Raw genomic sequence first — 8978 nt, forward strand, 5'->3', positions numbered from 1 at the left:
AATATGCTCTTAATTTAGTAACTTTTTTCCTATCTAAAAATATTTTTTAATTATTTTATCAACAAAATAGGAAATGCATCATGCATTTCCTAGACTATTTTTCAGGTATGATTTCAAGCCAGTATCCATCTGGATCCTGGATAAAATAGATGCCCATTGAAGGATTTTCAAAACAGATACATCCCATCTTTTCATGTAATGCATGTGCTCCTTCATAATCATCTACATGAAAAGCTAAATGGAATTCTTCTTCACCAATATCATAAGCCTGTGGATGATCTTTAAGCCATGTGAGTTCTAATTCAAATGGAGTTGTTTCATTACCAACATATACAATAATGAAGTTTCCATCTTCACTCACCTTACGTCTTCTTTCAGTTAAGCCTAATGCTTCTTCATAGAATTTAAGAGAAGCATCTAGATCCTTAACGTTATAGTTTTCATGTACCATTTTAAATTTCATAACGCTACCTCTTATTTAATTTTTTCTAATACAGTTTCACAGATAATACTTGATGCTTTACCAAAGATCATAGTAAGTGTTAAATGACCTGCCACAATACCACTAGCCCCTAGTGTTTTAATTGTTTCAATATCAAGATCCTTATCCTGCTTTAAAGTCGCCTTTAATTTAGAAGGTGATGCTTCTAAAGCAGTAATGTTGTCTTTACCACCTAATGCTTTAATTAATAGATCTGCATCAATCGGACATTGTTCTTTACTTGTTTTCTTTTTACGAGTCATCATCACAACAATTACAAGTACAACTACGATTGCTGCAATAATCCCAATCATCATATTTTTAGACACTTTACGCACACTGCCACTCAAAATGTGATTGAATATCTCACATCGAGATAATGTAAGTTCTCACGAACATTACTTACTATTTCATCGTGTATGCTTTGGATTGACCGAAATCATATCTACTCACAAGTTCTTGTACACTTCATAGTCGTAAATTTCCGAAATAGCCTTCGGTATATACATACATTTGCGTTTGTCTTCATCATTCCTAATACATTTAAATCTTCAATCGTTATATAAGATGGCTTGGTTTTTACTATCTTTGTGATTGATTCTATGATGAAGTTCCTTACCCCAAACCTTTGTTTTTTGAGTGGACTCTCCTTTCTTTAGATTTTCATACTTTCGAGAAAGAGTTCTCTGTTCTCGAATAAGCTGTTTTTCAAGCTTCTTTAATTTTGCATGTTTGTTGATGTTCTTATAAGTCGTACCATTAGAGACAACGGTAAAATCTTTTGGCTTATAATTGTGATACTTAGTGTATTCATTTTAGCACTCTCTCGAGCATATTTAAACACATTCAAACACAATAGTTAATATATTCAGTTACTTATAGTTACCTCCTTTTTATTGAAGTATCTTTAAAATATAGTATACTATAAGAATGAAAAAAGTAAAAAGAAAAAAGGAGGGCACGCATGGAAAACCTTGAAGAAACACTCAAGAAATATCCTCTTATTGCCTTAATTATATTGCTTGGTGCCATCAGTTGTTTTGCGGTTGCAAGTGCTGCACCAATTATGACCAACATTGCGAATCCTTATACACTATGGTTGAAGCAAGGGCTTTATTATGTTATAGGTGGCATTCTAGGCTATATTGTCTATAAAATAGGTCAGGATACCCTATATAGTCATATTAAAACACTCTATATGATTTTTATTGTATTACTTATCGGGCTTGCAATAGACCATTTTGTGTATACAAAAGTATTGCATATCCACATAGTACCTCTAGCAACCTGGGTGAACGGTGCGACTTCATGGTATACTATCCCAGGATTCAGTTTTCAGCCTTCAGAATTCATGAAGATCATCATGGTTATGTATCTTGCGAAAATTACACAGGAATATAATGATCGTATCTTAGTTAAGACAACCGATAGTGAAATCCAGTATATTATTCAAGTCATGAAGATTTCTTTACCACCAGCTATTCTTATTTATTTGCAGAATGACTCAGGGGTTATGATGATTCTTATGGCAGCTGTTTTCTTTGTATTATTATCAAGTGGTATGAATGGAAACTGGGTCCTATTTATTTTAGTAATTGCAGTAGTAGGTGTACTTGGAATGGCTTATTTATTCATCTACCAGAACGGAGTCTTTACATCTATCATCTCAGGACATAAACTAGACCGTATTTATGGCTGGCTAGATCCTGAAGGAACAACCGGTAACCAAGGGTTACAGTCATGGTATGCTCAGTTATCTTATGGAACTGCAGGATGGTTTGGACATGGCTTTAGAGCTGTTGTCAAGGTCTTCCCTGAAGGACAGACAGACTTTATCTTCTCAGTTATCGCGACTGATTTTGGTTATGTAGGTGCACTCATCACTTTACTTGCAATTGCAGCATTTGATATCACTATCTTAAATATTGGCTTAAAGAGTGATAATATTCGTGATAAGACATTTATCATGGGGACATTTGGATGTCTCATCTTCCAGCAAATATGGAATATTGGAATGATTCTTGGATTACTTCCTATTACTGGTATTACTTTACCAATGCTGTCTTATGGAGGATCCTCATTACTTTCATATATGTTCGCAATGGGTATTATTATTGATATTGATTATCAGAATAAGCTTCGTGATGTAAAACACAAACAATACTAAAAACGACATGCCTCTCATGAGGTATGCCGTTTTTTTCACAATCCTTCTTTTTCTAAAAGTTCCAAAAATTCTTCTTCTGAATATGCTTTTCTTTTTCCTTCTTTAATGAGATTTGCTTTTCTTATCGCATCATTTTCAAATTCATGCATATCTAATTGTTCCATAACTATCCCTTAATATCTTTAAGTAAAGCTACATGTTCACCATAAATATGTCCTGTTTCAGGTACATAGATAATAAGTGCTTCTTTTTCATTCTTATAAATAGAACGGCTCTTTTCTACAAAAGCAAATAAGAGATTATCCCCCTTAGTCGTCTTAAGCTGTACTCTCTCATTATACTTCACTGGTGTAACCACATATTCACAAGGTACTGTAGGTACCTCTTTTAAGTTCACCATTTGTTTATAATAGCTATAAACCATAAAGAATAAGCCAGCAGTAATAGCCACCCCAAGCGCATAAATTACTTTAGATTGAGTTGGAACAAGAAAAGCAGCCACTAATGTGATAATCACAACTACAGGAATAATTCTAGAGAACTTCTTATAGTGCTTTCCATATTCATTACATTTATAAGTCATATATTTTTCTGACTGCTTAAGATTTAATTTTTTTAATTCGTACATCGTTGAACACCTTCTTTAAAGTCATACATTGTTGTGTGATAGGATGTTTAAAGGCTATTTCTACACTGTCTAGATAGAACCCTTCTCCTTCACCATAAAGTGGATCTCCTACTAATGGACATCCTAAATAAGCCATATGAACACGTATCTGATGCGTACGTCCTGTTTCTAGCTTACATTCTACTAAAGAATAGTCTTTAGTTGTTTTAATAGTACGGTAATGGGTGATTGCTTCTTTACCGCCTTCTTTTACTTCTCTTTTAGTCCCATGACCTTCTGCATGGTCAATAGGCGCATTGACAGTTCCTTGTCCTGGATTACCTTTTACAAGTGCATGATATACACGTTTCACCTGTTTGATATCATGAGAAAAAGCATCATGAACATAACGACTTTTCGCAATCATCATGAGTCCTGATGTTTCTTTATCAAGTCTATTTACTAAGTGAATTGCACTTTCAATATGATTTGCTTGATAATAATACATAATCGCATTCCCTAATGATTCTGTTAAGTACTTCTTAACAGGGATACAGGCAAGATTAGGCTGCTTATCAATAATCATCAAATAATCATCTTCATATACAACTTTTAAGGGAATATCAACAGGAATCACATGACTTGTTTCTTTAGGAAAAACAATAGCCACACTATCCCCTGTTACTGTCTTATAACACAAATACTGCTTTTCTCCATTCACTAATATCTCTCCATGATTTCTAGAATCTTTGACTAATTTCTTAGAAATACCATGTAAATAAAAAAATTCATCTAAACGCATATCTTTGTGCTGTTCATCTATTTCAAACTGCAAGATCATAGATATGATTTCCTCAATCTCTTCACAAATGATACATGACGATAATCACAGAAATGAGCCACACGTTTAGATAAACGTGCTTCTATGACATCATGATCCTTTAATTCAAAAATATCTGTATCAATACCTAAAACCGCATTCTCGTTAAAATCTGTCTCAAAGCGCACTACATCCTCATCTCCTAAAATAAGAGGACTGCCTAAAGAACGATAAGCATTATGATGAATACCAGCTATTTCCGTCACCTGCATCAGTCTTAAGCTAGGATTAATCACTGCCCCACCTAATGATTTATTTAATGCAGTAGAACCTGAAGGAGTACTGACACAAAGTCCGTTTCCTCTAAATGTTTCCATATGTTCATCGTTTACATACATATCTATGACCTGTGAACGATAACTATTCTCTATACGCATTTCATTTAAAGCATGAAAGATTTCTCCATTATAAGAAATACGCAAGAGATGTCGATCAAAGATTTCAGGTTCTTTTGTAAGGATATCTTTTACAAGCTGCTTATATTCATCCTTTAAATAGTCTGTAAAGAACCCAAGTGTTCCCGTATGGATTCCTACAAATGAAACATCATTTAAAACATGCTCATAACGATGAATAGAATAAATCATAGTGCCATCTCCACCTACAGAAATCACTATATCTGGATGTTCTTCATCATAAATCAGTTCTTTGAGTTCATCTTTAATCAAAGCTGCAAGATGATGGGATACATCATCTTTTTTTGACACAATTGCATATCTTTTCATTTTTTATCACCGCTATTATTATACTTTCTATTACCTTTTTACGCAATATGACTTGTATTGACGGGTTTATCTCTCAAGTATATAATTTGATAAAATGAGGAGAAATTATGGAAAAAAATCTTGAAATAGAATATAAGATGTTATTAAGTGAAGCACTATTCAATCAATTGATGAATGACTTCAAAGGGCATACTTATAGTCAGACAAACTATTATCTTACAAGTATTGAATTAAGTGCTTTACGCTATAGTCTTCGTATAAGAGAAAAAGAAGGTTATTATGAGATGACTTTAAAGATTCCTGAAAAGAATGGTCGTCTAGAACATAATCTAGAAATTACTAAAGAAGATTTAGAAATGATTCAAAAAGGTGAAATACCTGATAATGACATTACTCGTTTATTAAGTAATAAGGGATTTAATTTAAATCTTATTAAACAGGCTTATTCTTTGACTACTATTAGAAGAGATGTTCCTTTTGATTCAGGTATGTTGTCTCTTGATGAAAATCATTATAACGGAATCACTGATTATGAATTAGAATTTGAAGTGAATGACGAAGAAAAAGGACTTAAACAATTTGAAGAATTATGTCAAACATATCATCTACAGTATAAAGGAAACTGTGCAAGTAAGATTGCGAGAGTTCTAAGCACATTAAAAGCAGGCCTATAAGCCTGCTTTTTTATTGTGATGATAGTCTTCCACAAGTGTAGATGCACTGAATTGTGGACAATTGTCAAACTTCTGACATTCTGCCAGCTTTCTTAATTCTCTTGGAATAAATGCGCGAATTTCTTCTGCATTATAACCTACCTGAAAACGTCTTTCATCAATCATAATAGGACGTTTTAAAATAGATGGATTCTTCTGAATAAAATGAATTAATTCATTGGTAGACATATCTTCAATGTCTACTTTATTCTCTTTGATGATCTTAGAACGTTTAGAAATGATATCATCCGTACCATTCTCGCTACGTTCTAATAGTTCACGTAGTTCATCTTCTCTTAATATTGTAGAAAAGATATTCTTTTCTACATAAGGAATATCATGTTCTTTGAGCCATGCTTTGACTTTTCTGCATGATGCACAACTTGGTGCGGTGTAGATTCTAATCATGATTTCACCTCTTTCTTTTGTTTATTATACATCATTTTCGTAGGTTGTGTATGTTTATTGGTTGCATTCACATAATTTTGTATTATAATGGAAGAAGCAATGAACAGAAATAAGTAGTTTTTTATACTATGGATAGAGAGCTCATGGATGGTGGAAATGAGTCATAGATACTAAATGAATTGGGTTCTGGGAGCTTTTCTAGCATGAGTTAGAAACGTCTGCTGTCGTTACCAGCACAAATACACATTGGTGGCACGTCCTTTGGACGTGCCTTTTTTATTTAGGAGGATGTAATTATGAAAAGAATGTTAAGTGGTATTAAACCTACAGGACGTGTTACTTTAGGTAACTACATTGGCGCTATTAAGCCATTTGTACAGTTCCAGAATGAATATGAAATGATTATCTTTGTCGCTAATCTTCATTCAATGACTATTTACCAGGAACCTAAGGATTTAAGAAAGAATACAAAAGATTTAATCGCATTATATATTGCAGCTGGATTAGATCCTGAACAGGTGACTTTATTCCTACAGAGTGATGTCTTAGAACATGCTCAGCTTGGATGGTATTTAGGATGCATGGTTTCTATGGGTGAATTATCACGTATGACTCAATATAAATCAAAGAAACTTGAAGCAGAAGAAAAAGGCGGACATATTGGCGCTGGTATCTTCAACTACCCTTCTTTAATGAATGCAGACATCTTAATGTATGATCCAGACTATGTACCAGTAGGAGAAGACCAGAAACAGCATGTAGAACTTGCTAGAAACGTAGCAGAACGTTTTAATAGCCGTTATAGTGATACTTTCAAGCTTCCTGAACCTATCATTCCTAAAGTAGGTGGACGTATTATGGACTTACAGGATCCTACTAAGAAGATGAGTAAATCATCACCTAATGGCAAAGGATGTATTTATGTATTAGATCCAATTAATGTATCTAAGAAGAAAATCTTATCTGCAGTGACTGATAGTGATTCACATGTGAAGTTTGACCCAGAAAATAAGCCTGGTATTTCTAACCTACTTGAAATCTATTCTATTATTTCAGGTAAAACTATTGAAGAACTTGAAACAATGTATGAAGGTAAGGGTTATGGAGATTTCAAGAAGGATCTTGCAGAAGTTGTCGGAGATGAACTTCAGAGAATTCAGGACCGTTATAATGAAATCCTAGACGGTGATTATCTTGATAATATTCTTGAAGCAGGAGCAGAAAAAGCAAGAAGAATCGCAAGAAAGAAACTTGCAAAGGTTGAAAGAAAGATTGGTATTACAATTAAGAAAAAATAAAACAATGGCTCGCGCCATTGTTTTTTATTTAATGATGAAGAAATATGCAAGTACTAATAGTCCTAATACAATTCTATACCATCCAAATACCTTGAAGTCATGCTTCTTGATATAGCTCATTAAGAACTTGATGATTAAAATTGATGATACAAATGCGACTAGCATACCAAGTCCTAATACTGCAAGCTGTGAAGCTGTAAATGCAAGACCAAACTTAACTAGTTTTAATAAGCTTGCGCCAAACATAACAGGAATAGCTAAGAAGAATGTGAATTCTGCAGCAACTGTACGGCTAACACCTAACATTAATCCACCAAGGATTGTCGCACCAGAACGAGATGTACCTGGGAAAATAGCTGCAATTAACTGGAACATACCAATTAAGAAAGCAGTTTTACCATTGATAGCTTTTAAAGAGTTAATCTTAGGTCTTAATGATGCATTTCTATTTTCAATTACGATAAATCCAATACCAAAGATAATTAATGCTAGAGCGACACATGGTGGATTATAGAATAATGCTTCAAATACATCATCAAATAATAATCCTACTACTGCAGCTGGGATACATGCAAAGATGATCTTAAGCCATAAGTCAAAGATATCTCTATCTACATATTTAAAGAAACCTTTTACCATTGGATTTGTATTCTTCTTAAATGGCCAGATCTGATTCCAATAGATAACTACTACTGCAAGAATAGCACCTAACTGAATTACAACCTGGAACATAGAATAGAAATCTTTAGAAACATCTAATTTCACAAATTCATTTAATAAAATCATATGTCCAGTACTACTGATAGGTAACCACTCAGTGATACCTTCTACAATACCAAACAAAATAGTTTTTAAATAGAGTAACATAATAATCTCCTTTTTTATTGTCTTTTTGATTATGGCACAATTCTCATTATTTTCAAGGTTTTAAGCATAAAAAAAGACTTTCTCGGATGAGAAAGCCTATTTTACTGCAACGACTTCAACTTCTAGTAAAGCGCCTTTAGGAAGTTTAGCAACTTCTACAGCACTTCTTGCTGGATAAGGTTCTTCAAAGTATTCAGCATAGATACCATTCATAGTTGCAAAATCATTAATATTATCTAAGAATACAGTTGTTTTCACAACATTCTTGAATGTAAGATTCTGACTTTCAAGTAAACCTTTTACATTATCTAATGCACGTCTAGTCTGTGCTTCGATACCTTCTGGCATCACGCCTGTTTCAGGATCTAATGGAATCTGTCCTGAGAAGAAGATCATATTGCCAATATCAATTCCCTGGCTATATGGTCCAATAGCACCTGGTGCTTTGTCTGTTTTTACTACTTTAGTCATTTGTACATCCTCCTAATGCCCCTATTATAACATTCTTATACACTAAAGTGAAACATAAGATATTGTCATAAAGGGTAGAATTTGCTACAATATTTAAGCGGAGGCATACAAGAATTATGAAAGATTTTATCAAGAAATTTGCACGTGAAATCAGTGTTTTTGGATTAGTACTTGTTGTATTCCTTGGATTATTTATTTATCGTCAGGCAACATATGCAACATATACAACTTTATCAAGCACTAAGTTTGAACAGAAGATTGAAAACAAGGATAGTTTCATTCTTGTTGCAGGTAATAGTTCTGATAATACTATGAAGTCTTTCCAGGAAGTAATGACTACTTACCAGACAAAGAATAGAAA

Annotated in this window: 12 protein-coding genes and 1 pseudogene; 4 read left to right on the plus strand and 9 right to left on the minus strand. The window is 33.4% G+C overall.

The features are described from left to right. Positions 1 to 94 precede the first annotated feature (94 nt). Positions 95 to 463, minus strand: coding sequence for a VOC family protein (locus ACT8VG_RS04455; protein ID WP_117458299.1), 369 nt, complete (start codon positions 461 to 463; stop codon positions 95 to 97). 11 nt (positions 464 to 474) lie between these two features. Then, a complete protein-coding gene (locus ACT8VG_RS04460) occupies positions 475 to 798 on the minus strand; it encodes a PTS transporter subunit EIIB (protein WP_117458298.1) in 324 nt (107 codons plus the stop codon). Positions 799 to 1445: 647 nt separating this feature from the next. On the opposite strand from ACT8VG_RS04460, the gene ACT8VG_RS04465 reads away from it, so the two are divergent. Next, positions 1446 to 2648 (plus strand): FtsW/RodA/SpoVE family cell cycle protein, encoded by a 1203-nt coding sequence (locus ACT8VG_RS04465; protein ID WP_444195286.1) that lies wholly within the window; start codon positions 1446 to 1448, stop codon positions 2646 to 2648. A 35-nt stretch (positions 2649 to 2683) separates the two neighbouring features. On the opposite strand, the gene ACT8VG_RS04470 is transcribed toward ACT8VG_RS04465, so the two are convergent. The 4 genes from ACT8VG_RS04470 to ACT8VG_RS04485 are packed head-to-tail and all read right to left on the minus strand — an operon-like array spanning position 2684 to position 4860. Further along, positions 2684 to 2812, minus strand: a complete 129-nt coding sequence (locus ACT8VG_RS04470) for a hypothetical protein (protein WP_255413814.1) — start codon at positions 2810 to 2812, stop codon at positions 2684 to 2686. A gap of 2 nt (positions 2813 to 2814) precedes the next feature. Next, on the minus strand, positions 2815 to 3276 hold the full coding sequence (locus tag ACT8VG_RS04475; RefSeq protein ID WP_117458296.1) for a hypothetical protein: 462 nt from the start codon (positions 3274 to 3276) through the stop codon (positions 2815 to 2817). Then, positions 3248 to 4096: an RluA family pseudouridine synthase gene (locus ACT8VG_RS04480; protein WP_187012134.1), complete on the minus strand. Its 849-nt coding sequence runs from the start codon at positions 4094 to 4096 to the stop codon at positions 3248 to 3250. Before ACT8VG_RS04480 ends, ACT8VG_RS04475 begins: the two co-directional genes overlap by 29 nt. After that, entirely contained in the window at positions 4093 to 4860 is a 768-nt protein-coding gene (locus tag ACT8VG_RS04485; protein WP_432272120.1) for an NAD kinase, read from the minus strand. The genes ACT8VG_RS04480 and ACT8VG_RS04485 overlap by 4 nt, the downstream gene beginning before the upstream one ends. A 107-nt stretch (positions 4861 to 4967) precedes the next feature. On the opposite strand from ACT8VG_RS04485, the gene ACT8VG_RS04490 reads away from it, so the two are divergent. Beyond that, positions 4968 to 5534 carry a CYTH domain-containing protein gene (locus ACT8VG_RS04490; protein ID WP_432265272.1) on the plus strand — a complete coding sequence of 189 codons (567 nt, stop codon included), beginning with the start codon at positions 4968 to 4970 and terminating at the stop codon, positions 5532 to 5534. Here ACT8VG_RS04490 and spx read toward each other — a convergent pair. Then, positions 5529 to 5981: a transcriptional regulator Spx gene (spx, locus tag ACT8VG_RS04495; protein ID WP_022424469.1), complete on the minus strand. Its 453-nt coding sequence runs from the start codon at positions 5979 to 5981 to the stop codon at positions 5529 to 5531. The genes ACT8VG_RS04490 and spx overlap by 6 nt on opposite strands. A 296-nt stretch (positions 5982 to 6277) precedes the next feature. On the opposite strand from spx, the gene trpS reads away from it, so the two are divergent. Then, on the plus strand, positions 6278 to 7279 hold the full coding sequence (gene trpS / locus ACT8VG_RS04500) for a tryptophan--tRNA ligase (RefSeq protein WP_444195287.1): 1002 nt from the start codon (positions 6278 to 6280) through the stop codon (positions 7277 to 7279). 24 nt (positions 7280 to 7303) lie between these two features. On the opposite strand, the gene ACT8VG_RS04505 is transcribed toward trpS, so the two are convergent. Together ACT8VG_RS04505 and ACT8VG_RS04510 are read right to left on the minus strand one after the other, a co-directional pair. Beyond that, on the minus strand, positions 7304 to 8146 hold the full coding sequence (locus ACT8VG_RS04505) for an undecaprenyl-diphosphate phosphatase (protein WP_022424467.1): 843 nt from the start codon (positions 8144 to 8146) through the stop codon (positions 7304 to 7306). Between the two features lie 96 nt (positions 8147 to 8242). Next, the gene (locus ACT8VG_RS04510) at positions 8243 to 8617 is read right to left on the minus strand and encodes a RidA family protein (protein WP_117458289.1); all 375 of its coding nucleotides are present in this window, start codon (positions 8615 to 8617) and stop codon (positions 8243 to 8245) included. Positions 8618 to 8733: 116 nt separating this feature from the next. On the opposite strand from ACT8VG_RS04510, the pseudogene ACT8VG_RS04515 reads away from it, so the two are divergent. Next, positions 8734 to 8978 (plus strand): annotated as a pseudogene (locus tag ACT8VG_RS04515) (hypothetical protein); the annotation flags it as partial.

The sequence above is a fragment of the Catenibacterium sp. genome (genome assembly GCF_052354645.1).
Taxonomy (GTDB): Bacteria; Bacillota_I; Bacilli_A; order Erysipelotrichales; family Coprobacillaceae; genus Catenibacterium; species Catenibacterium mitsuoka_A.